A 25,341-nucleotide genomic window follows, 5' to 3' on the forward strand; every position below is an offset into this window, starting at 1 on the left:
GGCGCGCGGCGATTGTGCGCCTATCTGGCACGCGATGACCGACAATGAAGCCCTTGCGGCCGCGCTCGAACCCGTCTCCGCCGGCCGTGCCACTGCCCGTCTCGAAGGGGCCCGCGCCAGCATCGTGCTCGACGTGACCGGGCTCGGCGAAGCCGCGCGCGCAGAGCTCGAAGCCGATGTCCGCGCCGCCGCTGCCGCCCTGCCGGGGATCGACGCGGTGCGCGTGCTGATGACCAGCGAGCGCCGCACCCGGCGGCTGATCGCGGTGGCGAGCGGCAAGGGCGGAGTGGGCAAGTCGACCGTCGCGGCCAACCTCGCCATCGCGCTGCACGCGCGCGGGCGCCGGGTCGGGCTGGTCGATGCCGACATCTACGGCCCCTCGCAGCCGAGGCTGATGGGCGTGGAGGGCGTGCGGCCCCAGGCGCGTGAGAAAGTGTTGCTGCCGGTCGAGACCCGTTTCGGCGTGCCGATGCTGTCGATGGGCGGGCTGGTGGCCGAGGGGCAGGCGATCGCCTGGCGCGGGCCGATGGCGGGCGGCGCGCTCGGCCAGCTGGTCGATGCCGATTGGGGCGATGCCGAGCTGCTGGTGCTCGATCTGCCGCCGGGCACCGGCGACGTGCAGCTCACGATGATCCAGAAGCACAAGCCGGCAGGCGCGGTGATCGTCTCGACGCCGCAGGACCTGGCGCTGATCGACGCCACCCGGGCGATCGACCTGTTCAACAAGGCCGGCGTACCGGTGATCGGCCTGATCGAGAACATGTCGGGCTATGCCTGCCCGCATTGCGGCGAAGTCTCCGATCCGTTCGGGGCGGGCGGCGCCGAGGCGGCGGCGGCGAAGCTCGGCATTCCGTTCCTCGGCCGCGTGCCGCTCGAGATGGCGATCCGCGCCGCTTCCGACGCGGGCGAGCCGCCGGCCGCGGGGAACGGACCCGCGGCCCAGCTGTTTGCCGGATTGGCGGGGCGGGTGGACGACTGGCTGAAAGGATGAAGCGATGCCGCTGACGCGGGACGAGGACATCAGGGCGCTGCTGGAGAGCGTGCGCACCATCGCGATGATCGGCGCATCCGATCGGCCCGATCGGCCGAGCTATGGCGTGATGGCCTTTCTCCAGCGCCAGGGCTACCGCGTGATCCCGGTCAATCCGCAGATCACCGGCGAGCATGTGCATGGCGAGTTCGTGTTCCGCGCGCTCTCCCAGATCGGCGAGCCGATCGACCTGATCGACATCTTCCGCCGCCCCCAGGCCGCCGGCGAGGCGGTGGACGAGGCGATCGCTGCCGGCGCCAGGGCGGTGTGGATGCAATTGGGCGTGATCAACGCCGAAGCTGCCGCCCGTGCCGAGGCGGCGGGCCTCAAGGTGGTGATGGATCGCTGCCCGGCGATCGAGATCCCCCGGCTGGGGATTCAGCCCGTCGCCTGATAGTCGGGTCGCACGCCCGCGTCCTTCCAGTAGCGGACCAGCCCGATCTCCTCGGCAAGGCGCAGGAAGCGCGGATCGGCGCGCATCGCCGTGGTCGAGGGCAGGAACAGCATATGGGTGCGCCGAGCGCTGCGCCGCGTATAGGTGCCCTGTTCGGTGGAAAAGCGCAGCTCGCCCGGATCGAAGCCGCGGGCGAAGAAATAGGCGTCGGCGACGGCAAAGGCCTCGTCCGGCCGGCCGAGCGCGGACAGGAACTGCATGCCGTTCTCGGCGAAGCCCGCGCCGCGATGCGCGCCTTCGAGCGCAGCGGCGACGGCGGCGTCGATATCGCGCGGTGCCCGGCTGAGCATCGCGCGCGCCACCGTCAGCACCTGTTCGAAATTCCAGTCGGGGATGCCGGTCGGGCGCGTCTCGCGATTTTCGCCCAGCGCGATCGCCTCGCGCGCGCGGCCGGTATACATCAGCACGTAGAAGCGCGTGAACCACACCGCGAAATGGGTGGGGAACAGCGCGACCGCATCGTCCATCGCCTTGTCGGCTTCGTCGAGCCGGCCGGTGGCCCACAGGGTCTGGATGTGCGTATAGGCGAGGCCCGGATTGGGCGGCATGCGCCTCCAGATCCCGTCCAGCAGGTTGGCGGCCTCCGCGCAGCGGCCCACGCCCAGCATCATGCCGGCCAGCGCGCTGGTCAGCATCTCGTTGCCGGGATGCTGGGCGAGGCTGGTGCGCAGCCCGCGCTCGGCGGCGAGCCAGTTGCCGAGCACCGGCTTGCCCAGCCCCTCCGCGGCGAGGGCATAGGCATTGCGGGGATCGAGCGCCAGCGCGCGGCGACGCGCCTCGGCGGCGCGGGTGCGCATGTCCGCTTCGAACCGTTGCGGCCAGCCGACCGCCGCCGCCGAGTAGGATAGGGCGAGCAGGCCCCAGCCATCGGCATAGTCGGGCCGCAGCAGCACCACGCGGCGCAGCAGGCCGATCGCCTGGTTGCTGCCCTCCACCGTGCCCTGGGTCATCGCCATCTGCGCCTGGATCATCAGTGGCGCAATGTCCTCGGGCGGTTTTTGCTGCCCCGGCACGGAGGGCGCCGTGCCGAAGCGGCGCCAGGCGAGGAACCCGCCGCTCGCGGCCAGCGCCACGCCGGCCCCGGTGAACATCGCGCGCCGATCGAGCTTCAGGCGGCGCAGTTCGGTGCGCATCCCCTCCAGCGCGGCGTCGCGCGATATGGGAAGATCGGCGGCATCGCCCGCGCGCACCAGCCGGTAGCCCACCTTGGTGACCGTCTCGATCCGGAAGCTGCGCTGGCCGATCCCCTCGGCGGCGCGGCGCAGGCGCGAGATCACGCGATTGATCGCGTCCTCGCCCACGACGCGCCCCTCCCAGCACGAGCGAGTCAGGTCGTCACGGCTCAGGATCGCGCCGTCTGCCCTGGCGAGCGCGACGAGCACCTGCATCACCCGCGGTTCGAGCACTTCCTCGGTGCCGTCGTCGCGGGCGAGCTGGCGCAGCGCCGGGCGCACTTCGAGCCCGCCCAGCCGAAACGCCGCTTCATGTGCCAGATCGATGCGGCCCTCCACGCCCCTCCCATCTCCGTATTTCGCTTCGCGCGCCACCCTATCGGCGAATCATCGGCATTTCATCAGCTCTTCATCGGCTCGTCATCCTCTCTGCCGGGCGCTTTCCGGGCGATCAGATCGAGGTCCCGGCACGATGCCGGAAATCCCCATGGAAGGGAGCCAGACATGCCCAGGTTCATCGCCGCCCTCGCCGCCGCCACGCTGCTCGCCGTCCCTGCCCTGGCCGAGGGCCGGCCGGAGCGAAGCGCCACCGTTCGCCATGCCGATCTCGACCTGAACAGCGCCGCCGGGCGCGCCGCGCTCGACCGCCGCCTCGCCGCCGCGACCGAGCAGGTCTGCGGTTCCTATGCGGGCGCCGACCAGGACGAAGTGGGCCGGATCCAGCGCTGCCGCGCCACGGTCGAGCGCGACGTCGGCCGCCAGCTGGCCGCTCGCTGGGGCGCCGCGCGAGTCGCGCGCCGCTGAACTTCCTCACGGCCGGGCAGGGCCGCGCATTGCCCGCCCGGCCGCTTTTTCTAGCGGAGTTCGGAAAGCGCCTCGATCAGCCGCACCACGTCGCGCGCGTCCTGGTAGAGGCCGAAGCCGATGCGCAGCACGTCGCCGCGCACATCGGTGATCACTTCCTCGGCTTCCAGCACGGCCTTCCAGCGCTGGGCGTTCGGGGAGCGGAGCGCCAGGAAGCGCGCGGGGCTGCCCGGATTGAGCAGCTCGGCCGCGATCGGCAGGCCGGCGAGCAGTTGCGCGCGCAGGCCGTCGACATGCGCCGCGATCGCCGCGGTGGTGAGGCCTTCCTCACGCAGCATGTCGCGCACCGCGACGAAGCGGTAGATGCCCGAGGGATCGAAGGTCGCGCCCAGGAAGCGGCGGCCGTCCGGGGCGTAGCCGATGCTGCCCGGCGGCAGCGACAGGTCCTCGAACTCGGCATACCAGCCGGTGACTTCCGGCCGCGGGCCGAAGCCGGGCGGGGCGTGGAGGAACGCGCAGCCTTCTCCGGCCATGGCGTATTTATAGCCGCCGGCGAGGTAGAAGACCTTGTCGGCCACCGCCGACAGGTCGGTCTCCAGCGCCATGAAGCCGTGATAGCCGTCGATCACCACCCAGGGGCCGTCGGGCCGGGCGAGCGCGGCGAGCGCGGCGATGTCCTTCAGCACATGGCCGGTGCCGAACTGGACCTGGCTGACGAAGATCAGGTCGTGCCCGCCCGCCTTCGCGTGCTCGGCGATCCGGTCCAGCGGCGCGCGTTCGACGATCGCCGTGCCCGCTTCCTCCCAGCGCGCGGCCTGACGGCGGAAGCTGTGGAACTCGCCGTCGCTGGCAAGGATGCGCAGCGGCCGGCGCGGCAGCGCCGAGGCGATGGCGAGCAGCAGCATATGGGTGTTCGGAGCGAACACCAGGGTGCCCGGATCGGGCAGCCCGAGTTCGGCCGCGACATGCGCCTGGGCCGCGGGCCAGATCTCGCCCATCACCCGCTCCCATTTGCGGTCGGCAAGGCGCACGCCGTCCTCCCAGGCGGCGAGCTGGCCGACATAGGAGGCATCGGGCCACAGATGATGCGAATGCGCGGCGAAGTGCAGCCGCTCGGGCGCCGCCGCCAGCGCGCGCTGGAACAGGTGCTTGTAGCCCGTCACAGCTGGGTCCGCAGCGTCCAGAGTTCGGGGAAGGCGCGCTTGGCCAGCGTCGATTCGAGATAGGGGACGCCGGGCGTGCCGCCGGTGCCGGGCTTCATGCCGATCACCCGGCTCACGGTGATGACGTGCTTGTGCCGCCAGGTGGAGAGCGCATCGTCGATATCGACCAGCTTCTCGGCGAGCTGGTACAGCTCCCACCAGCGCGTGGTGTCGCGATAGACTTCGGCCCAGGCATCCTCGACTGCCTTGCTGGGTACATAGGGCTTGCGCCAATCGCGCTCCAGCGCCTCGGGCGGCACGGCGAAGCCAGCGCGGGCGAGCGCGGCATTCGCTTCGTCCCACAGGCTGGGCAGCGCCGCGACTTGCGTGGTGAGCGGCCCCGGCACGCCGCCGCCGCGCAGGCCCAGCATCGTCTCGACCGCGCGGAACTGGTCCGACTGGAAGCCCGAGCTGGTGCCCAGCACTTCGCGGAAGCGCGTATAGTCGGTGGGCGTCATCGTCGCGAGCACGTCCCAGCTGAGCGTCATCACCGCCTGGATGCGGCTGACCCGGGCGAGCGACTTATATGCTTCCACCGGCTTGTCGGCGCGGACCAGATCGAGCGCCGCGCGCAGCTCGGCGATCATCTGCTTGAGCCAGAGTTCCTTGGTCTGGTGGATGATGATGAAGAGCAGCTCGTCATGCCGGTCCGACAGCGGATGCTGGGCTGCGAGCAGCTGGTCGAGGGCGAGATAGCGCCCATAGGTCATGCTTTCGGTCATGCCCCGGCATATCGCCTGGCGGTGGCCCCTGCATCCGTTTTCGTGGCCCTAGCGATCGAGCGGGGCGGGGTCGCGCCATGGCCCTTTCCGGCCGTTCGCCCGCGGCGCGATCGATCCGCCGACCTGACCGGCATCACCCGCCGCTTCTACCGTCCCCGGGGCAAGGGGACGGCATTCGTGCGCATGCGCGCCGCCGATCGGTCGCCGCCGACCCCGCCCATGGGTTGCGCATGGCGGGCACCGTGACCGGCATCCGGCGAGGATCAGTCGCGCAGTAGCTCGTTGATCCCGGTCTTCGAGCGGGTCTGCGCGTCCACCGTCTTCACGATCACCGCGCAATAGAGGCCGGGCTTGCCGGCCTCGCCCGGGATCGTGCCCGGCACCACCACCGAATAGGGCGGGACATGGCCGCGATGCACTTCGCCGGTGGCGCGGTCGATGATCTTGGTCGAGGCGCCGAGATAGACGCCCATCGAGAGCACCGCGCCTTCGCCGACGCGCACGCCCTCGGCCACTTCGGCGCGCGCGCCGATAAAGGCGCCGTCGCCGATGATCACCGGATCAGCCTGGAGCGGCTCGAGCACGCCGCCGATGCCGACGCCGCCCGACAGATGGACGTTCCGGCCGATCTGCGCGCAGCTGCCCACGGTGGCCCAGGTGTCGACCATCGTGCCCTCGCCGACATGGGCGCCGATATTGACGAAGCTCGGCATCAGCACCGCACCCCTGGCGATATGCGCGCCGTGGCGGACGACCGAGCCGGGCACGGCGCGGAAACCGGCCTGGCGGAACGCGTCCTCGCCCCAATTGGCGAACTTCGACGGCACCTTGTCGAACCAGTTGGCGCCGCCCGGGCCCTGGATCACCTGGTTGTCGTTGAGGCGGAAGCTGAGCAGCACCGCCTTTTTCAGCCACTGGTTGACCTGCCAGCCATCCGAAACCGGCTCGGCGACGCGCGCTTCGCCACGGTCGAGCAGGTTCAGCGCCTCGGCCACCGCCTCGCGTACCGCGCCCTCGGTGCCGAAGCCCAGATTGGCGCGGTCTTCCCAGGCGGCGTCGATGGTCGTCTGCAGGTCGGTCATTCGGAAGTCTCCAGGATGCTGTGGAGCCAGGCTCCGAGATCGTTGACGGTATAGTCGATGAAGCCGCGCTCCGTGTCGGGCGCCTGTTCGGAGCCATTGTCGATCCACACCGTGGTCATGCCGATCGCCTTGGCGGGCTCCAGGTTGCGCGCCATGTCCTCGACGAACAGGCTGTGCGCCGGGTCGAGGCCGTACGCGTCGCACAGGCCCCGATAGGCCAACGGATCCGGCTTGGGGCGATAGCCGGTCGCATGGACGTCGTGGATCGCCTCGAAAGTGGCGCCCAGGCCGAGCCTGTCGAGCACCCGCGTCGCATAGGGGGCGTCGCCGTTGGTGAAGACGAGCTTGCGGCCGGGCAGGCGGGCGAGCGCCGCGACCAGCGTCTCGTTCACTTCGAGCACGCTCATGTCGACGTCGTGCACGTCCGCCAGATAATGGTGGGGATCGGTGCCGTGCTCGGCCATCAGCCCGGCCAGCGTGGTGCCGTGCGCGTGGAAATAGCCCTTCTGCACCTTGTGCGCCTCGGCTGCGTCGAGCCCGAGGAGGTTCTGGACATACTGGCCGATCCGCGCGTCGATCATCGCGAACAGGTTGGCGCTCACCGGGTAGAGCGTGTTGTCCAGATCGAAGATCCAGTTGCGGATGTGCGACAGGGCGGGGTCCATGTCCGGGGCGGTTAGGCCGAGCGGGCCGGGCTATCAAGGCTTCTCTCGCCGGGGCGACGGATATGAGCCGCGGCGACGGATGATTGCTTCGGCGGCGACGATGAAAACTTTATGGCAGAGCGTGCTGGGCCTCCCCATCTGGCGCTCCATGACTGCCTATTCCCTGCTCGACCTCGTTCCCATCGTCCAGGGCGGGAACGCCGCCCAGGCCCTTGCCAACGCCGCCGATCTGGCCGCCCATGTCGAAGGGCTCGGCTTCACCCGCTACTGGGTGGCCGAGCATCACGGGATGGACGGCATTGCGAGCGCCGCCACCGCGGTGGTGATCGCGCATGTCGGCCAGGCGACTTCGACGATCCGGGTCGGCGCGGGCGGGATCATGCTGCCCAACCATGCGCCGCTGCAGGTGGCCGAGCAGTTCGGCACGCTGGACGCGCTCTTCCCCGGCCGGGTCGATCTCGGCCTCGGCCGCGCGCCGGGATCGGACCAGCGCGTCTCCGCCGCGATCCGCCGGGGCCTGGGCAGCGACGGCAACGAGTTCCCGCGCGACGTGGCCGAGCTGCAGAGCTATTTCGCCGATGATGGCCGCACCGGCATCCGCGCCACGCCGGGCGCGGGAGCGAAGGTCGATATCTGGATTCTCGGCTCCAGCCTGTTCGGCGCGCAGCTCGCGGCGATGCTGGGGCTGCCCTATGCCTTTGCCTCGCATTTCGCGCCCGGGCTGCTCGACGAGGCGATCGACGCGTATCGCCGCAACTTCCGCCCCTCCGCGGCACTGGAGAAGCCGCATCTGATGCTGGGCTTCAGCGTCTTCGCCGCCGATACCGATGCGGAGGCGGAGTATCTCGCCAGCTCGCAGCAACAGGCCTTTGTCGCGATCCGCACCACCGGCAAGGGCATCCAGCTGCCGCCGCCGGTGCAGGGCTATCGCGAAACGCTGGGCGGGCATGGCAATGCGATGCTCGATCAGGTGCTGTCGGCAAGTGCGATCGGCGGGCCGGACAGGGTGCGCGCGCAGCTCGCCGCCTTCATCGCCCGCACCGGCGCCGACGAGCTGATGCTCACCAGCGCGATGTTCGATCACCAGGCCCGCAGGAAGAGCCTGTCGCTCGCCACCGAGGCGATGCGGGGGCTCTAGGCCGATTTGAGCGGGGCATGACGCATCGTGGCAGGCGATCACGCCTGCCGGTCGATCACCCAGCCGGTCGCCGAATCGCCATTGCCTCGCGTCCCGGCATTGCCGCCATAGGTGGTGGTGCCCGACGCGGCGGCGTCGCGCAGCTTCTGGAGGAAGGCGGACATCGCATCGAGCCGGCGCGCCGCGGCTTCGCTGATCGGGGTGCCGGTGTCGTCGCCCGGGATCTCGTCGCCCGATGGCGGCGGGCTGCCGGGGCCGCCATCGGGCCCCTCCGCGAAGAAGCGCCTGAGCTCGGCCGCCTGGTCGTCGGTCAGCGCGCCGCGCCTCGTCTGCGCGTCGATCAGTCCGTCGATCCGGCCCTTCATGCCGCCCGTACCGCTACCGGGATGATCCGAGGCGAGGCTGGAATCGATCGTGCCGAGCGCGCCGCGCAGCGCATCCCGATCGTCGGCGCTGATCGTGCCGGCCGAGGCCGCCGCCGCGATCCGCGCATCCATCCGCTGCGCTATCGAGGAAATGGAAGTCATCGCTGGTCCTTCGCGTCTACAATCCCCGGAGCGGAGTCTAGCACATGAGTGCTAATATGTTGTAAACAAAGGACTATATGGCGGCGGATCGCGATTGGGCGGCGCCGGCCCCAGAAACCGGCGCCGCCACGTGACCCGACGGACAAAAGAGGGCAATCCGCGAGTTCGCGAACGCTCTGCGTCCGGTTCGTCGCAGCCGAATTTCAGTTTGTTGCAATCGCCTCAGCTGGCGGCGGGCAGGCGCAGGCGCACGAGCAGGCCGCCCAGATCCTCGCTTTCCTCGAGGCTGACGGTGCCGTCATAGATTTCGGCGACGTCGCGCACGATGGCGAGGCCCAGGCCCGTGCCGGGCTTGCCGCTGTCCAGCCGCACGCCGCGATCGAAGATGCGGATGCGATCGGCCTCGGGGATGCCGCGGCCGTCGTCCTCGACGAGGATCTCGACGAACCCGGCCTGCACCCCGGCGGTGATGAACACGCTGCCGCCGCCATATTTGGCGGCATTCTCGACCAGGTTGCCGAGCAGGTCGTCCAGGTCCTGCCGCTCGATATGGGCGACCAGGTCCTTCTGTCCGTCGATGTCGATGCGGACATTCGGATAGAGCCGGGCGACCGCACGCTCGACCGCCTCGATCGACGGCCAGACCTGGGCGCGGCTGTGCGCCGAGCCGCGGCGGCCGACGGCGCGGGCGCGGGCGAGGTGATGGTCGATCTGGCGGCGCATCGTGCGCGCCTCGCGGATCACGGCCTGGGCAAGGTCGGGCTGGCCGGCGGCCGCCGCGTTCATGATCACGCTCAGCGGCGTCTTGAGCGCATGGGCGAGGTTGCCGGCATGGCGCCGGGCCTCCTCGGCCTGGCGGTCGTTATGCTCGACCAGCGCGTTGAGCTCCTCGACCATCGGCGCGACTTCGGCGGGCATCGCGCCTTCGACGCGCGTCGATTCGCCGGCGCGCAGCCGCGCGATCTCCTGGCGCACCCGGCGCAGCGGCAGCAGCCCGTACCAGGTCTGCAGCGCCACCATGATGACCAGGCCGAGCCCGAGCAGCACGAAGCTGCGCACCAGGGTGCGGCGCAGCTGGGCGATCTGCCCGTCCAGCGTCTCGCGGCTCTGCGCCACCTGGAAGCGCCAGCGCACGTTCGATCCCGGCAGCACGGCGTCGCGCTCGGCGACGCGCAGCAGCTGGCCGGGAAGCTGGCGGCTGTCATAGACGTGCACGTTGGTGTCGCTGTGCTGCTGGTCGACCTTGAGCTTCTGGTCCCAGAGCGAGCGCGAGGGGAAGGCTTCGTGGCCCTTGCCGCTGATCTGCCAATAGGCGCCGGAATTATATTCGAGGAAGCGCTGGTCGGCGAGCTCGCGGTTGAGCATCACGTCGCCATTCTGGTCGAGCTCGGCGGAGAAGATCATCGCCTTGAGCAGATAGTCGAGCTGATCGTCGAAATTCTTGGTGACGGTGGTCACCAGCACCCGGTCGAGCGCGATGCCGCCGCCGACGAGCAGCAGCATGATCCAGGCGGTGGCGACCAGCAGCATGCGCCGGCTCACCGATCCGGTGGTGCGCATATAGTGGCGCGACGGCACCTCGCCCGGCGCGACGGGCTCCGGCTCGGTGAGGGGCCGACCGAACAGGCGCCGGCGCAGCCCGCCTAGAGTCTGGGCGAGCCGTGCCATCCGCTCAGGCGTCGGCCGGCTCTTCCAGGCTGTAGCCCAGGCCCCGGATGGTGGTGATCACATCGGCGCCCAGCTTCTTGCGGATGCGCGTGACGAAGACTTCGATCGTGTTCGAATCGCGATCGAAATCCTGGTCGTAGATATGCTCGATCAGCTCGGTGCGGCTCACCACCTTGCCCTTGTGGTGGAGCAGGTAGCTGAGCAGCTTGTATTCCTGGGCGGTCAGCTTCACCGGCTCGCCGCCGCGCGTGACCTTGCCCGAGCGCGTGTCGAGCCGGATGTCGCCCGCGGTCAGCTCGGCGGAGGCATTGCCCGAGGCGCGGCGGATCAGGGCGCGCAGCCGGGCGATCAGTTCCTCGGTCTGGAACGGCTTGGCGACATAGTCGTCGGCGCCGGCATCGAGGCCGGCCACCTTGTCCGACCAGCTGTCGCGCGCGGTGAGCACCAGGACCGGGGTGGTCTTGCCTTCCTTGCGCCAGCGGTCGAGCACGGTCAGCCCGTCGATCTCCGGCAGGCCGAGATCGAGGATGATCGCGTCATATTGCTCGTTGGAGCCGAGATAGAGGCCCTCCTCGCCATCGGTGGCGAGATCCACCGCATAGCCCGCGCCTTCCAGCGCGTTGCGGAGCTGCTGCCCCAGGTTCGGCTCATCCTCGACGATCAGCAGTCGCATGTCATTCCCCTCGCCGGGCCCTAATCGCCCGTTTTGCGGACGATCGCGCCGGTCCGGCCGTCGACGTCCACCCAGATCACCGATCCATTGCGCAGGAACTTCAGCGTGTAAACTTCCGTTGCGGGATCATAGTCGAAACCGAGATATTGGGCCCCGGGCAACCGCGGCACCACGCGACGCTCGATCTCGCGTACCGAGAGCGGCGGCCCGGCCTGGCGCCGGGGGCGGCCGTCCGAATCCTGATGCCCATCCGGCTGCGCAGCCGCAGTCCCGGCGGGCGCGAACGCCGCCAGACAGGCGCAAAGGATGGGCGTCACCAACATCTTCATGGCAGATGGCATAGGGTCCGGGCATTGAATAGCCCCTGAACGCACGCTTCAGCCGGCGGTAACTTGCCGGGCCCGTCGCGGGCCCCTAGGTGGCGCGCATGGCTGCACCTGTCCTCGCTTACGAAAATCTCGGTCTCGTCCAGGGCCATGGCTGGCTGTTCCGCGGCCTGAACCTCTATATCGGCGAGCGCGACCGGCTGGCGCTGATCGGCCGCAACGGCGCGGGCAAGACGACGCTGCTCAAGCTGATCGCCGGCAGCATCGACGGCGACGAGGGCCGCCGCACCATCGTGCCGGGCACGCATGTCGTGCTGCTCGAGCAGGAGCCGCGGATGGAAGGCTGCGCGACCTTGCTCGACTATGTGCTTTCCGGCAGCGACGCCCCGCCCCGGCACGAGGCGGAGGCGATCGCCGACCAGCTCGGCATCGACCTGGGCCGCGACGCGAAGACGGCGTCGGGCGGCGAACGCCGCCGCGCCGCGATCGCGCGGGCATTGGCGCAGAACCCCGACGTGCTGCTGCTCGACGAGCCGACCAACCATCTCGACCTTGCCGCCATCGAGTGGCTCGAGGACTGGCTGAGCCGCTTCACCGGCGCGTTCATCGTGATCAGCCACGACCGCACCTTCCTCACCCGCCTCACCCGCTCGACCCTGTGGCTCGACCGCGGCACGATCCGCCGCGCGGAAGTCGGGTTCGGCGGGTTCGAGGCCTGGACCGACCAGGTCTATGCCGAGGAGGAGCGCAACGCGCAGCGCCTCGATGCCAAGCTCAAGATCGAGGAGCATTGGCTCCAGCGCGGCGTCACCGGCCGGCGCCGGCGCAACCAGGGGCGGCTCGAGAAGCTGAAGGAAATGCGCGCCACCCGCGCCGCGATGATGGGGCCGCAGGGGGCCGCCAAGCTGGCCACCGCCGCCGACGACAGCAATACCAAGGTGGTGATCGACGCCAAGCACGTCACCAAGCGCTTCGGCGCCGGGGAGAATCAGCGCACGATCATCAAGGACCTGACCTTCCGCGTCACCCGGGGCGACCGGATCGGCATCGTCGGCGCGAACGGCGCGGGCAAGTCGACCCTGCTCAAGCTCCTGACCGGCGAGATCCAGCCCGACGAAGGCAGCGTGAAGCTCTCCAACACGCTGAACGGAGTGATCATCGACCAGCAGCGGAGTCTCATGGATCCCGCCAAGTCCGTCCGTGACGTGCTGGCGGACGGCGGCGACTGGGTCGAGGTGCTGGGCGTGCGGAAGCACGTCCATGGCTATCTCAAGGAGTTCCTGTTCGACCCCTCGATCGCCGAGGCGAAGATCGCCACGCTATCGGGCGGCGAACGCTCGCGGCTGCTGCTGGCGCGCGAGTTCGCTCGTCATTCGAACCTGCTGGTGCTCGACGAGCCGACCAACGATCTCGATCTCGAGACGCTCGACCTGCTCCAGGAAGTGATCGCCGATTACGAAGGCACCGTGCTGATCGTCAGCCACGACCGCGATTTCCTCGATCGCACGGTAACGGTGACGCTCGGGCTCGACGGATCGGGGATGGTGGACGTGGTGGTCGGCGGCTATGCCGATTGGGAAGCCAAGCGCCGGCCGAAGATCGAGGCGAGGAAGGCCGCGCCCAAGCCCGTGCCGGCGGCCGAAGCGCCGAAAAGGGCGACCAAGCTCAGCTACAAGGACCAGCGCGACTATGATCTGCTGCCCAGGCGGATCGAGGAGATCGAGGCGCAGATCGCCAGGGACGAGACGGCGCTGGCCGATCCCGATCTCTATGCGAAGGACCCGGGCAGGTTCTCGAAGCTCAGCGACGGCATCTCGAAGCTGCGGGACGAGAAGGACGCGGCGGAGATGCGCTGGCTGGAGCTGGCGGAGATGGTGGAAGCGCTGGGCTGAGGCGCGACGGCGCCGCAATGCCGACCGTTACCCCGGCCTTGTCCCGGGGGTGGCGGGGGTTTGGGCATGATCTGCCTGGCTCAAGCTTCCAGCACCACCGTGACCACCGTCCCGCCGGGGCCGGTCTCCGTCGTCGCCGTGCCGCGTGCCTGCCGGACGAAGCCGTCGATCAGCTTCTGGCCGAGCCCGCCATCCTTGCGGGGCTTGGCATCGGCGGGCATGCCCACGCCGTCGTCGCGCACCACCAGCCTCCAGCCCTGCGGCGTCGCTTCGAACCGCACTTCGATCCGCCCGCTTTCGCGCCCCGCAAAGGCGTGCTTGGCGGCGTTGGTCACCAGTTCGTTGACGATCAGCCCGATCGAGACGGCGCGGTCGCGCGGGATCGCGCCATGGTCGCACGCGCAGTCGAGCGTGATCGCGCCGCGCAGGAACAGCGCATCGGCCAGTGCCGCGCTCAGTTCCTCGAGATAGACCGCCATGTCGACTGCGCCGTGCGACGCCGCCGCGCCGCGATAGAGGTGCCTGTGCGCCCGGGCGATGCTGTCCACCCGGGCGAGCGCCGAGGAGAGGGCCGCCTGGGTCTCCGCCTCCCGTGCGCGGCGGCGCTGCATGTCGAGCAGGGCGGCGACCAGCGTGAAATTGTTCTTCACCCGGTGATCGAATTCCTCGAGGAACAGGTCGCGCTCGGCTATCTCGCGGTCGCGCTCGTCGGAGGCGCGGCGCACGGCGCGGCGGAACAGCTCGGCGATCACGATCACCGCCAGATAGTTGATCGCCGCCAGCGCCAGCCGCGCGGTTTCGTCCGGCGACTTGAGCGCCAGCGTGTGCCGCACCGGGAGCACGAAATACCAGCTGTAGAGCAAGGTGAGCACGCCGGTGAGCAGCCCCGCCTGCCACCGCCCGAACAGCGTCGCGATCAGGATGGCGGGGAAGCCGAGCACGAAGGGGCCGGCGGCGGGCGCGAAGCTGTCGATCGCGGTGCGCAGCCCGATGGCCATGGCGGTGGCGAGCAACCCCAGGCCAAGCTGCACGATCCATGTGCCACGCCCGCTCGGCGCCAGCCGGTCGAGAAGATCGGTTTCGCCTATTCGCCCCATGGCGCGAGCAGGGACTGGCCGCCGATGAGAGTCAAGCGTCCTCGCCGGTCTTTTTGATCTGGATCAGTGCAATTACAGATTGCGCCCCGATCTTCCTGCAAGGTCAATCACATATTGCCATGCGACCCGTCCCGAACGGCTGCCGCGCCGCGTTGCCCAGCCGATCGCGTCGACCGGATCGAAGCCGAGGCCATGCGCATCGGCATAGGCGCGGACGATGTCGACATAGGTGTCCTGGTCGACGACATGGAAGCCGAGGCTGAGCCCGAACCGGTCGGCCAGCGCCAGGCCGTCGTCCGCCGAATCGCGCGGATTGATCGCGCTCGATTGCTCGGCAATGTCGCGGACGACGAGGTGGCGGCGGTTCGAAGTGACGAGCAGCCGCGCGTTGTTCGGCCGGGCCTCGGCTCCGCCCTGGAGCAGCGAGCGCAATGCCCGCGCATCGCCTGCTCCGTCGAAGCCGAGATCGTCGAGGAACACGGCGAAGGGCCGGCCGGTCGTGCCGAGCAGTCCGAACAGTTCGGGCAGGGTGGCGAGTTCGGTGGTCACCGCCTCGACCAGGGCGAGGCGCCCGCCCCGTGCCTGAACCGCGGCGACCGCGCTCTTCACCAGCGCCGACTTGCCGGTGCCGCGCGCGCCCCAGAGCAGCACGTCCTGCGCGGCATGGCCTTCGGAAAGCCGGGTGAGGTTCGCCACCAGCGCCTCGCGCTGCGAATCCACGCCGCGCAGGATCTCGATCGGAAGCGGATCGAACACGCGCGCCGGGGCCAGGCCATGCCCGCGCCATACATAGGCGGGATGCGCCTCGAGATCGGCGGGCGGCGGCGGCGGCGGAGCGAGCCGGTCGAGCGCATCGGCGATGCGGGCGAGGATCTCTTCGTTCATGGGGGTGGCTATAGCGAGGTGCCGTCGCCGGCTCACCCCCAACTTCGCTTTCAGCCCCTGTGGGTGCGGCTTGTCAGGCGTCGGGTCAGCCGTTGGCCATCGCCAGGGCCGCCGCCCGGTCGGTGAAGCCCGGATCGGCCAGCGCGGCCTGGGCGTGCTCCTTCGCCTCGGCCTTGCGGCCCAGCGCCGCATAGACCTGGGCCAGGTGCCAGCGCAGGCCCGGATGCCGGGGAGCCAGGATCACTGCCTTCCGGAGCAGCTCGAGCGCGCCGTCCTTGTCGCCGCCAAGGAACAGCGCCCAGCCATAGGCGTCGACCACCGCGGGGTTGGCGGGGGAGAGGCCATAGGCCGCCTCGCCGAAATCGACTGCGGTGCCGGTTTCGCCGGCACCGGCATAGGCGGCGGCCAGTTCGGCGTTCAGCACGGCGTCGCCGTCGCCGATGCGGGCACGGATGTCCTCCAGCGAATCGATCGCCGCGTCATAGTCGCCGCCGGCGAGCTGCCAATGGGCCGAGAGGCGCAGCGCCGGGATGCTCGCCGGGTTCTGCGACAGGAACAGGGCGAGTGCGTTGGCCGCATCCTCGCGCCGGCCCGCGCGATCGAACGCGTCGACCAGGCGGAGCAGGGTCGGCTCGTCGAAGCGCAGGTCGGCGGCGCGGCGATAGGCCGCGGCGGCATCGGCCGGGCGGTTCAGCAGCATCAGCATGTCGCCGAGCACCACCTGCGCGGCGGCGGCGCCGGGATTCCTGGCGGCGATTTCCTGGGCGCGGGCGAGGGCGCCGGCCTTGTCGCCGCCAGCGATCAGCGCGCGGATCAGCGGCAGCGCCGCTTCCGGGTTGCCCGGCTGCCGGGCCGCATCGGCGGCGAGCGTGGCGGTGCTGTCGTCGGCGCTGAACGCCGCCGATTCGCCGGTCGCCGGGAAGGCGGCACGGTCGAGAAAGTGCGATGCGCTGTCGCGGTCGCCGATCCGCTCGAAGCCGCGGGCGGCCAGGGTCAGCGCATAGCTGTCGGCATCGGCGCGGGCGACCACGGGGCGCAGCATGTCGATCGCGTTGCGGGCGCGGTCGGTGCGCAGCAGGGCGATGGCGAGCAGCTTGCGCGCGGTGATGTTCATCGGCTGCATGCCGACCAGGTCGGTCAGCTTCTCGATCGCCTGCTCGTAATCGCCCTTCTCCAGGTCGAGCGTGCCGCCGAGCAGCATCATGCCGGGAAGGTCGTCGATGGCGCCGCCGGTCTTTTCGAGGATCGAGCGGGAGAGGTCGAAATTGCCGGCCCGCGCGGCGATCACTGCCTGGAGGTAGAGCGCCTGCGGGCTGCCCGGCCGGGCGGCGAGCGCGCGGCGAGTGGCGGCGAGCGCGTCGACGGTGCGGCCGGCGTCGCCCAGGGTGGCGGCATATTCGATCAGCGCGGCGTGGCGGGCGGGATCGCGCTTGAGCGCCTGTTCGAACCAGGGCAGCGCGGCGACCAGCCCATATTGGCTGCGGACCACCTCGCCGCGCACGACCAGCGCGTCGACCGAGCCGGGCGCGAGCTTGACCGCACGGTCCGAAGCCTCGGCGGCGCCGAGAAGGTCGCCGGCGGCGAAGCGGAAGCGGGCGATATCGGTCCAGAGGCCGGCATCGTCGGGTGCGAGATGCAGGGCCTGGTCGAGGGCGCTCTGCGCGCCGGCATAGTCGCCGGTCGCGGTCAGCGCCCGCGCGCGGATGCGCAGCCCATAGGGGCGCAGCTTCTGCGGCGCCTTGTCGGCCTCGGCGGGCGCCTTGTCGGTCTTGCCCTGAAGCACCCATGCCTCGGCGCGCCATTGCGGCACGGCCGCGGCGTCGTAGCCGGCATCGACCGCGCGCTGGATCTCTCCCTCGGCGCCGACGCCGTCCTGCAGCGCGAGCAGTGCGCGCGCGAGGACGATATGGGCGTTCCCATTGTCGGGGTCGCCGCGCACCGCTTCCGCCGCGAGATCGCGTGCGCCGTTGGCGTCGTCGGCCTTGAGCATCGCCTCGGCGCGCTCGGTGGCCTGGGCGGCTTCGGCCTTGCCCATCCGGCCGGGGGCCAGCGTGAACCAGCCGATCAGCACGGCGAACAGCACCGCCAGCGCGATGCCGATCACCAGCACGCCGCGCACGCCGAAGCCCGAGGATCTGGCGCGGGCGCGCCTATGGCTGGAGGTCATAGGCCTTCATCAGGTCATAGAGGGTGGGGCGGCTGATGCCGAGCAGCCGGGCGGTGCCGGAGATATTGCCTTCGGCGCGGGCCAGCGCATGACGGATCGCCTTGCGATCGGCGAGCTCGCGCGCGGCCTTCAGGTTGACGGGCTCGATGCCCGCCTGCGCGTCGAGATCGAGATCCCCGGCGGTGACGTGCTTGCCCTCGGCCATGATCGCCGCGCGCTTCACGCGGTTCTCGAGCTCGCGCACATTGCCGGGCCAGCCCCAGGCATCGATCGCGGCCAGCGCGTCGGGCGCGAAGCTGCGGGCAGCGGTGTTCATCTGCCCGGCGTATTTCCGGAGGAAATGGCGGGCGAGCAGGCCGGCGTCGCCCGGCCGCTCGGCCAGGCTGGGGATGCGCACCACGATCTCGGCAAGGCGGTAGTAAAGGTCCTCGCGGAAGCGATTGTCGGCGACCATCGCGTCGATGTCCTGATGCGTCGCGCAGACGATGCGGGTGTCCACCGCGATCGCCTGGCGCCCGCCGACGCGCTCGATCACGCGCTCCTGGAGGAAGCGCAGCAGCTTGACCTGGAGCGGCAGCGGCACGTCGCCGATCTCGTCGAGGAACAGCGTGCCGCCCTGGGCCAGCTCGATCTTGCCCTCGGTGGTCTTCACCGCGCCGGTAAAGGCGCCCTTCTCGTGCCCGAACAGCTCGCTTTCGAGCAGGGTCTCGGGGATCGCCGCGCAGTTGATCGCGACGAAGCGCCCCTTGCGCCCGCTCTTGTCGTGCAGCCCGCGGGCGAGCAGTTCCTTGCCCGTGCCGCTGGCGCCGAGCAGCATCACCGACACGTCGGCGCTGGCGACGCGCTCGATCGTGCGGGTGACCTTGAGCATCTCGGGCGCGCCGGTGAGCATGCCGCCCAGTACCGCGCCAGCCTCGACCCGTTCGGCCAGGCGCCGATTCTCGGCTTCCAGCGCATGGACATGGAAGGCGCGGGCGACGATCAGGCCGAGCGCGTCGATGTCGATCGGCTTCTGGTAGAAGTCCCAGGCGCCCAGCGAGATCGCGCGCAGCATCGATTCGTGCGCGCCGTGCCCGGAGGCGACGATCACCTTGGTGTCGGGGCGGAGCGACAGGATCGTCTCCAGCGTGGCGAAGCCCTCGGTGGTGCCGTCGGGATCGGGCGGCAGGCCGAGATCGAGCGTGACCACCGGCGGCTCCTCGGCCCGCAGCACTGCGATGGCTTCCTCGCGCGTGGAGGCCGTGAAGATCTCATAGCCGTCATAGGCCCAGCGCAGCTGGCGCTGGAGCCCGGCATCGTCCTCGACGACGAGCAGTTTCGGCAGCAGCCTGGTCGGGGCGGGGGCGTCGCTCATGCGGCCCTCCCCATGCCCAGATCGGCGGGGTGCGCGGCCTTCAGGATGACGCGGAAGCGCGTGCCCTTGCCTTCGCGCGACGTCACTTCGATGCGGCCCTCCATGGCATGTGCGAGCTGGCGCGCCTCGAAGACGCCGATGCCGAACCCGCCTTCCTTCGACGAGACGAAGGGCTTGAACAATTTGTCGCGGATGAAGCCTGGCGACATGCCGATCCCGAGATCGATCACGTCGATCGCCACCCGCTCGCCATCGGCCGAGACCGCGAGCGTCACCGGCTCGTTCGCCGGACTGGCATCGATCGCGTTCTGGACGAGATGGCCGAGCAGCTGCTCGAGGCTTGCCGGATCCGCATGGGCGATGGCGCTGCGCACGCCGGAAGTGACCACCGGATGCTGGCCCCTGCGCTGGGTGGCGACTCGCTCGACCAGCGCCACGATCTCGATGGCATGCGGCGCCTCGGAGCGGCCGCGATGATGCTGGGAGAGGCGCGCAAGCAGCCCGTTCATCCGCTCGGCCGAGCTCTGCAGCGTTGCCACCATGTCGGCGCGGAACTCGGGCTTGTCGGCATGGCGCTCGGCGTTGCGTGCCGTGAGGGTGAGCTGGCTCACCAGGTTCTTGATGTCGTGCAGGATGAAGGCGAAGCGGCGGTTGAATTCGTCGAAGCGCTGCGCCTCGGCGAGCGCATCCTGCGCGCGGGCCTCGGCGAGATAGGAGGCGACCTGGCGGCCGGCCACTTTCAGCAGGTCGAAATCCTCCCAGTCGAGCGCGCGGTCGAGCGGTGGGCGGGCGAGGAGGATCGCGCCCGCGAGCTCGGCCAGATGCGGCAGCGGTACGATCACCCAGGCCTCGGGCAGGTCGAGCATCCATTGCGGCACGACGGCGGCGTCGAGATGGTCCTCGCTGCGGCGGACCGCGTCGAGCTCGATGATCCGGCCGCTTGCCTGGAGATGGCCGCCCAGCGCCGTGTCGCTGGCGATCGGCAGCGTCGCGCGGTCCCAGTTCCAGCTCGCACCGACGCCGAGCCCGCCCGCATCGGGGACGAGCAGCACCCCCGCGGGGCTCTCGGTCAGGTCGGCGATCGCCTTCACGATGCGTTCGTCGAGTGCGGCACCGCCCTGCGGATTGCCGAGCGTTTCGGTGAAGCGCATCCATTCGGTGCGATAGTCGTAGCGGTGCCGGAAGAGGTGCTTGGCGAGCTTGACCTTCAGCCAGGCGCGCAGCCAGCTATTGGCGACCAGCGTGAGGATCGCCGCGGTCGAGCCCAGCACGAAGGCGGTCTGCAGGATGCGGGCATTGGGGCCGCCGACGGTGGCGATCGCGGACGTGGCGAGCGCGAGCAGCGCGAAATAGACGCCCACCGCGACGAGCGAGAGCGACTGGTAGGTGACGGCGCGCGACACCTCGATCTTCCATTCGCCCTTGCGCTGGAGCACGGCGCCGATCGCAAGGGCGACGGCGAGATAGGCGAGCCCGCGCAGCACCAGCGGCTCGATCCGCCACTCGGCGGCGAGATAGGCGATCGTGTAGAGCCCGAGCTCGGCGCACCAGATGCCGGCAAGCGCAAGCACCAGCGTGCGCAGCGGTCCGCCGGCGGCCGGGCTCAGCGCCGACCAGAGCGCCTGGACCAGCACCAGCGCCGCGACGGCGACGAGCATGCGCAGCAGCACCGCGGCATTGGCGGTCTGCGCCGCCACTATCGGTTCGGGATCGGCATAGGCGATGAGGGTGAGCGCCAATGCGCCGATCTGTACGAGCGCGACGACGCCATAGACCGTGCCCAGCGCGATCGGCGGGCGGGTCTGCGCGTCACGGCGGTGGAGCACCAGCATGAAGCCGAGCCAGGCGAGGTTGCGCAGCGTCTCGGCGAACCAGCTGGCGAAATCGGTCGATCCGATGCCGGCGATGGCGAGCGCCCAGAACGCGGTGGCGGCCAGCGCGAAGGCAAGCGGGCGGCGCGGCAGCCCGGCGAGATCGGTGCGCCACGCCCAGAGCGCGAGCGCCCCGAACAGCAGCGCTGCGAGCGCGTGCAGCCAGAGCAGCAGCGCCCCCATCTAGCGTGCGCCTTCGGGGAACAGCACGACGCGGATGGTCTGGAGCAGGATCAGCACGTCGAGGAACGGCGAATAGTTCTTCGCGTAATAGAGGTCGTATTCCAGCTTCTGGCGCGAATCCTCGATCGATGCGCCATAGGGATAGTTGATCTGCGCCCAGCCGGTGATGCCCGGCTTCACCATGTGGCGCTCGGCATAATAGGGCAGCTTGGCCTCGAGATCCTCGACGAACTGGGGGCGCTCCGGGCGCGGGCCGACAAAGCTCATCTCGCCCTTGAGCACGCTCCAGCACTGCGGCAGCTCGTCGATCCGCGTCTTGCGGATGACGCGGCCGACGCGGGTGATGCGCGGATCGTCCTTCTCCGCCCACACGGCCTTGCCGTCGACCTCCGCGTCCTGGCGCATCGAGCGCAACTTGATCACGTCGAAGCCGGTGCCGTACAGGCCGACGCGGCGCTGGCGGTAGAATGCCGGGCCCCTGCTCTCCAGCTTCACCAATATGGCGGTGAGCAGGATGATCGGCAGCATCAGCATGAGCAGCACCAGGCTGGCGCCGATGTCGAACAGCCGCTTGAACAGGCTCGACAGCATGCGGCCCGAGGAGAAGCCGTCGGAGAAGATCAGCCAGCTGGGATTGACGCTGTCCAGGTCGACGCGGCCTGTCTCGCGTTCGAGGAAGGTCGAGATCTCGTTGACGTGCACGCCGGTGGTCTTGATCCGCAGCAGGTCCTTGAGCGGCAGCGCGTTGCGGCGTTCCTCGAGGGCGAGGACGACTTCGCTGGCGTTGAGCACCACGACATGGTCGGCGAGATTGTAGATCGCATCGCGGGCGATCGCCTCGGGGATCACGCGATTGGCTTCGCTCATCGCGACATAGCCGACCACGACGAAGCCCGCGCCGGGAGTCTTGGAGAGATCCTTCAGACGCTGTGCCCGCGCGCCGGCGCCGAGCACGACGATGCGGCGCTTGAACGCCTGGCTGCCCAGCGCCTTGCCGAGCAGGATGCGCAGCGCGATCAGCGACGCGATGGAGCAGCCCATCGCGTAGAGCAGGTTCGAGCGCCAGAAGCCGATCTCGGGGATCAGGAAATAGAGCACGCTCAAGCCGATCACGCCCAGCGAGATCGCCACGATCAGCCGCGCCATCGCATAGCGCAGCGACTGGAGCGAATCGGCACCATAGACGCCGACCGCGACCATCGCGACTTCGAGGAACAGCGCATAGCTGACGAGCTGCGGCCAGCGTTCCTGCATCAGCGGCAGGCCGATGCCGAGCTGGTGTGCGCGCAGCATCCAGCCGAGCTCGCCCGACATCGCCAGCAGCAGGATGTCGAGAAAGCCGAGCAGCAGCACCGCGTTGGGCACGTAATGCTTGAACAGCCGGATCATGGGACCCGCTCTAGTGCAGAAGTGTAAACAAATCCGACATGGCGACGCCGGCCGGGCTCGCGGAAAAATCCGTCGCGCGCCGGCACCAATGCCGCAACCCATGTGTTTGACCCCGGGGGCAAATCGCAGCATTGCGAAATCTTCAGGAGGTTCGAAACACATGCCGGACTCGAAGCCGATCGTTCCTGTCATCCTGTCGGGAGGATCGGGCACCCGACTCTGGCCGATGTCGCGGGCCGAGAAACCCAAGCAGCTCCTGTCGCTGACCGCCGAGGAAACGATGCTCCAGCTCACGGCGCGGCGCGCCGCCGGCGAGCGATTCGGCCGGCCGATCGTCGTCGCCAACGCGCATCACGCCGATATGGTCGAGGAACAGCTCGCCGCCGCGGACAGCGCCGCGCGCGCACTGGTGCTCGAGCCGATGGGGCGCAACACCGCGCCGGCCATCGCCCTCGCCGCGATCGCCGCGGGCGGCGGCGCCGAGCCGCTGCTGGTGATGCCGTCCGATCACGTGATCGCCGATGTCGACGCCTTTCACCTGGCGATCGAAGCCGCGCTGCCGCTGGTGGAGGAGGGGTGGCTGATCACCTTCGGAATCACGCCCGACGCGGCCGAGACCGGCTATGGCTGGATCAAGGTGGGCGAAGTGCTGGCCGAGGGCGTGCACCGCGTCGAGCGCTTCGTCGAGAAGCCGGCGCGCGACAAGGCCGAGGCCATGCTTGCGGAGGGCGGCCATACCTGGAACGGCGGCATCTTCCTGTTCCGCGCCGATGCCTATCTGGGGGCGCTGGCGAGCTATGCGCCCGGGATGCTGCATGCGGCGCAGCAGGCGATGGCGAACGGCCGGCGCGATGGCGCCCGGATCTGGCCGGATGCCGAGAGCTTCGCCGCCAGCCCGTCGGACTCGATCGACTATGCGGTGATGGAGAAGGCGCCGCGCGTGGCGGTGGTGCCGGTGACGATGGGCTGGAGCGACGTCGGCAGCTGGGATGCGCTGCATGCGATCAGCCATGCCGATGCCGGCGGCAACGTGGTGCGCGGCGATGCGGTGGTGATCGAATCGAGCAATTGCCTCGTCCGTGCCGAGCCCGGCAAGCGCGTGGCGCTGGTCGGCGTCGAGGACCTGATCGTGGTCGCTTCGGGCGACGACGTGCTCGTCCTCCCGCGCGGGCGCAGCCAGGAAGTGAAGAAGATCATCGAGGCGATGCAGAAGGGCGGTTAGGTCGCGAGGCGCCGGGCCTCGAGCTCGACAAAGATCGGGGCGAGATACTGGTCGGCGATGGCGCGCAGCTCGGCATCGGCTTCGCGCTGCTTCGCTTCGCCATCGGCTTGGAAACGCGCGGACGGGGCCTTGGAATGGCGACTTGCCATCGCGGCCATGGCGTCGCGCGCCGCCGCGTCGGGGGCGATGCCGAAATGGGGGAGGATCTGGTCGAAGAATGCCTCGGGCAGCTGGGCGTAATTGATCAGCAGCCCCTTGTCCGCACCCTGCTCGATCACCGCGCTGCAGGTCCGCTCGAGTATCCGGGCAATGAAGGCGCGCTCGGGGAGGTGCGCATCCTCGCGCGCGAGGCCGAACCATTCGAGCGGCACCAGGTCGGGCACGGTCTGCACGCCGCGCAGGCGCAGCTGCGAAACCAGGACTTCCACCGGCTCGCGATAGAGGAAGATCCAGGGCGTCTCCGGGAAGGCGCGGCGGAGCAGCGGCAGCGCGCGGGTGTGCCAGCTGTCGAGCTTGACGAAGAGATGCCCTGCGCCGCGGCCATAGGCATGGACCAGCGCGCGCAGCGCGTCGACCTGCATCTCCGGATCGGGGAAGCGATGCCGGATCATTGCGTCGAGCGGCGGCGCCTCGGAGATCGAGACATGCCCCGGGGCGGCACCGAGCATCTGCGAGACGAGCGTCGAGCCGCAGCGCGACATGTGGAAGATGAAGCCCGAAGGCGGCCGGGGATCCGCGCGGCCAAGGAAGCTGGCGAGCGGCGTGGCGGTGCGGAACAGGCGGTTGAACGGCCGGCCCGCCGCTTCGCGCACCGCATCCTCGAAAAAGGGGCTGCCCGGGGAGATGTTGGCGAAGTTGAACCAATCGACCGCGGGTTCGGGCAAAGCCGCGAAGCCGATGGGCAGCCAGCCCCGGGCCGGCCAATCGTGCCGGGCGACCGGCGCCTGGAGGAAACGATGCATCCCGGCGGGGTCTGGGCGGCCGCCCTCGATCAGATCGGCCGCGGTGAGCGCGATGCCGCGCGCGGCGGCCCAGGCGAGCGCACGGGCTTCGAATATCGCCGGTTCGCGGGGTTCGGCGAGGTGCGCCTGCGCCTGCGGATCGGCCATCACGGCGGCGCGGAATCGGTCGAGCATGGTTGGTGGCATTGCAATCATCGAGGGCCGGGATAGGCTCATGCGGAAGGGAGAGGCAGGCTAATATGGCGACCATATCCGCACAATCCGCCTGGCCCGATCGGGTGCGACTGCCGCTTGCCTTCGATCCCGCGCCGCTCGCCGCCGACATCGCCGCGCTCGAGCGTGGCGACTGGACCGCGCATTTCGTGCAGCGGAACTATGAGGGCGAGTGGAGCGCCTTGCCGCTGCGCGCGCCGGCCGGCGCCGCCCATCCGGTCCAGCAGATCTACTCGGCGCCCGGCGTCACTGCGTTCGTCGATACGCCGTGGCGCGCGCGGATGCCGGCCCTGTCGGCGGCGATCGACGCGTTCGCCTGTCCGGTCCGCTCGGTGCGGCTGATGCGGCTGGCGGCGGGATCGGTGATCAAGGAGCATGCGGATTTCGATCTCGACGCCGCCCAGGGCTTTGCGCGGATTCATGTGCCGGTGCTGACCAGCGACGATGTCGATTTCCGGCTGAACGGCACGCGCGTGACGATGGCGCCGGGCGAGGCCTGGTATCTGCGCCTCGCCGATCCGCACAGCGTGGCGAACCGGGGCCGGAGCGCGCGCGTCCATCTGGTGCTCGACCTGGTGGTGGACGACTGGCTGTTGCGCCAGCTCGAAGGATGAGCGGGCGCGTCCGGCGCAAGCAGGTCGCG

General features: G+C 69.8%; 23 protein-coding genes. 7 read left to right on the plus strand and 16 right to left on the minus strand.

The genetic code is table 11. From position 1 onward, the window contains the following. The first annotated feature begins 34 nt into the window (after positions 1-34). Positions 35-991, plus strand: a complete 957-nt coding sequence (locus BGP17_RS15385; RefSeq protein WP_167299695.1) for a P-loop NTPase — start codon at positions 35-37, stop codon at positions 989-991. 4 nt (positions 992-995) lie between these two features. After that, positions 996-1,424 (plus strand): CoA-binding protein, encoded by a 429-nt coding sequence (locus BGP17_RS15390; protein ID WP_286712583.1) that lies wholly within the window; start codon positions 996-998, stop codon positions 1,422-1,424. On the opposite strand, the gene BGP17_RS15395 is transcribed toward BGP17_RS15390, so the two are convergent. Then, positions 1,409-2,995 (minus strand): winged helix-turn-helix domain-containing protein, encoded by a 1,587-nt coding sequence (locus BGP17_RS15395; RefSeq protein WP_286712584.1) that lies wholly within the window; start codon positions 2,993-2,995, stop codon positions 1,409-1,411. The two genes, BGP17_RS15390 and BGP17_RS15395, sit on opposite strands and share 16 nt — an antisense overlap. A gap of 165 nt (positions 2,996-3,160) precedes the next feature. On the opposite strand from BGP17_RS15395, the gene BGP17_RS15400 reads away from it, so the two are divergent. After that, entirely contained in the window at positions 3,161-3,460 is a 300-nt protein-coding gene (locus BGP17_RS15400) for a UrcA family protein (protein ID WP_286712585.1), read from the plus strand. A gap of 50 nt (positions 3,461-3,510) precedes the next feature. On the opposite strand, the gene BGP17_RS15405 is transcribed toward BGP17_RS15400, so the two are convergent. The 4 genes from BGP17_RS15405 to BGP17_RS15420 all read right to left on the minus strand — a co-directional run bounded on the left by BGP17_RS15405 (position 3,511) and on the right by BGP17_RS15420 (position 7,131). Further along, the gene (locus tag BGP17_RS15405) at positions 3,511-4,623 is read right to left on the minus strand and encodes an aminotransferase class V-fold PLP-dependent enzyme (RefSeq protein WP_286712586.1); all 1,113 of its coding nucleotides are present in this window, start codon (positions 4,621-4,623) and stop codon (positions 3,511-3,513) included. Then, positions 4,620-5,384, minus strand: coding sequence for a tryptophan 2,3-dioxygenase (locus BGP17_RS15410; RefSeq protein ID WP_286712587.1), 765 nt, complete (start codon positions 5,382-5,384; stop codon positions 4,620-4,622). The genes BGP17_RS15405 and BGP17_RS15410 overlap by 4 nt, the downstream gene beginning before the upstream one ends. A 263-nt stretch (positions 5,385-5,647) precedes the next feature. After that, entirely contained in the window at positions 5,648-6,466 is an 819-nt protein-coding gene (dapD, locus tag BGP17_RS15415) for a 2,3,4,5-tetrahydropyridine-2,6-dicarboxylate N-succinyltransferase (RefSeq protein ID WP_167299689.1), read from the minus strand. Then, positions 6,463-7,131, minus strand: a complete 669-nt coding sequence (locus BGP17_RS15420; RefSeq protein ID WP_167299688.1) for a pyrimidine 5'-nucleotidase — start codon at positions 7,129-7,131, stop codon at positions 6,463-6,465. Before BGP17_RS15420 ends, dapD begins: the two co-directional genes overlap by 4 nt. Before the next feature lie 148 nt (positions 7,132-7,279). On the opposite strand from BGP17_RS15420, the gene BGP17_RS15425 reads away from it, so the two are divergent. Beyond that, on the plus strand, positions 7,280-8,269 hold the full coding sequence (locus BGP17_RS15425; protein ID WP_286712588.1) for an LLM class flavin-dependent oxidoreductase: 990 nt from the start codon (positions 7,280-7,282) through the stop codon (positions 8,267-8,269). Between the two features lie 38 nt (positions 8,270-8,307). Here the strand turns inward: BGP17_RS15425 and BGP17_RS15430 are convergent, their stop codons facing one another. The 4 genes from BGP17_RS15430 to BGP17_RS15445 all read right to left on the minus strand — a co-directional run bounded on the left by BGP17_RS15430 (position 8,308) and on the right by BGP17_RS15445 (position 11,466). Beyond that, positions 8,308-8,796: a hypothetical protein gene (locus BGP17_RS15430; RefSeq protein WP_286712589.1), complete on the minus strand. Its 489-nt coding sequence runs from the start codon at positions 8,794-8,796 to the stop codon at positions 8,308-8,310. Between the two features lie 222 nt (positions 8,797-9,018). Beyond that, a complete protein-coding gene (locus BGP17_RS15435) occupies positions 9,019-10,356 on the minus strand; it encodes a sensor histidine kinase (protein WP_243857369.1) in 1,338 nt (445 codons plus the stop codon). A gap of 112 nt (positions 10,357-10,468) precedes the next feature. Further along, entirely contained in the window at positions 10,469-11,137 is a 669-nt protein-coding gene (locus tag BGP17_RS15440) for a response regulator transcription factor (RefSeq protein ID WP_086128141.1), read from the minus strand. Between the two features lie 20 nt (positions 11,138-11,157). Next, complete coding sequence (locus BGP17_RS15445) at positions 11,158-11,466, minus strand: hypothetical protein (protein WP_286712590.1); 309 nt, start codon at positions 11,464-11,466, stop codon at positions 11,158-11,160. A 98-nt stretch (positions 11,467-11,564) separates the two neighbouring features. On the opposite strand from BGP17_RS15445, the gene BGP17_RS15450 reads away from it, so the two are divergent. After that, positions 11,565-13,355, plus strand: a complete 1,791-nt coding sequence (locus BGP17_RS15450) for an ABC-F family ATP-binding cassette domain-containing protein (protein ID WP_167299684.1) — start codon at positions 11,565-11,567, stop codon at positions 13,353-13,355. Between the two features lie 80 nt (positions 13,356-13,435). Here BGP17_RS15450 and BGP17_RS15455 read toward each other — a convergent pair whose 3' ends face one another. The 6 genes from BGP17_RS15455 to BGP17_RS15480 form a co-directional block, all read right to left on the minus strand. After that, positions 13,436-14,452 carry a sensor histidine kinase gene (locus BGP17_RS15455; protein ID WP_286712591.1) on the minus strand — a complete coding sequence of 339 codons (1,017 nt, stop codon included), beginning with the start codon at positions 14,450-14,452 and terminating at the stop codon, positions 13,436-13,438. Positions 14,453-14,524: 72 nt separating this feature from the next. Further along, positions 14,525-15,337: a DUF815 domain-containing protein gene (locus BGP17_RS15460; protein WP_286712592.1), complete on the minus strand. Its 813-nt coding sequence runs from the start codon at positions 15,335-15,337 to the stop codon at positions 14,525-14,527. 85 nt (positions 15,338-15,422) lie between these two features. After that, positions 15,423-17,504 (minus strand): tetratricopeptide repeat protein, encoded by a 2,082-nt coding sequence (locus BGP17_RS15465; protein ID WP_286712593.1) that lies wholly within the window; start codon positions 17,502-17,504, stop codon positions 15,423-15,425. Then, complete coding sequence (gene prsR, locus BGP17_RS15470) at positions 17,488-18,858, minus strand: PEP-CTERM-box response regulator transcription factor (RefSeq protein WP_167299680.1); 1,371 nt, start codon at positions 18,856-18,858, stop codon at positions 17,488-17,490. Before prsR ends, BGP17_RS15465 begins: the two co-directional genes overlap by 17 nt. After that, a complete protein-coding gene (gene prsK / locus BGP17_RS15475; protein WP_167299679.1) occupies positions 18,855-20,912 on the minus strand; it encodes an XrtA/PEP-CTERM system histidine kinase PrsK in 2,058 nt (685 codons plus the stop codon). Before prsK ends, prsR begins: the two co-directional genes overlap by 4 nt. Beyond that, positions 20,913-22,301, minus strand: coding sequence for a TIGR03013 family XrtA/PEP-CTERM system glycosyltransferase (locus tag BGP17_RS15480; protein ID WP_167299678.1), 1,389 nt, complete (start codon positions 22,299-22,301; stop codon positions 20,913-20,915). A gap of 160 nt (positions 22,302-22,461) precedes the next feature. On the opposite strand from BGP17_RS15480, the gene BGP17_RS15485 reads away from it, so the two are divergent. Next, on the plus strand, positions 22,462-23,523 hold the full coding sequence (locus BGP17_RS15485) for a mannose-1-phosphate guanylyltransferase/mannose-6-phosphate isomerase (protein ID WP_286712594.1): 1,062 nt from the start codon (positions 22,462-22,464) through the stop codon (positions 23,521-23,523). On the opposite strand, the gene BGP17_RS15490 is transcribed toward BGP17_RS15485, so the two are convergent. Then, positions 23,520-24,659, minus strand: coding sequence for a sulfotransferase family protein (locus BGP17_RS15490; protein ID WP_286712595.1), 1,140 nt, complete (start codon positions 24,657-24,659; stop codon positions 23,520-23,522). The two genes, BGP17_RS15485 and BGP17_RS15490, sit on opposite strands and share 4 nt — an antisense overlap. Positions 24,660-24,724: 65 nt before the next feature. Between BGP17_RS15490 and BGP17_RS15495 the strand changes: the two genes are divergently transcribed. Continuing rightward, the gene (locus BGP17_RS15495; RefSeq protein WP_286712596.1) at positions 24,725-25,312 is read left to right on the plus strand and encodes an aspartyl/asparaginyl beta-hydroxylase domain-containing protein; all 588 of its coding nucleotides are present in this window, start codon (positions 24,725-24,727) and stop codon (positions 25,310-25,312) included. Positions 25,313-25,341: the final 29 nt, after the last annotated feature.

The sequence above is a fragment of the Sphingomonas sp. 67-41 genome, assembly GCF_001899725.1.
In the GTDB taxonomy this organism is placed as follows: Bacteria; Pseudomonadota; Alphaproteobacteria; order Sphingomonadales; family Sphingomonadaceae; genus Sphingomonas; species Sphingomonas leidyi.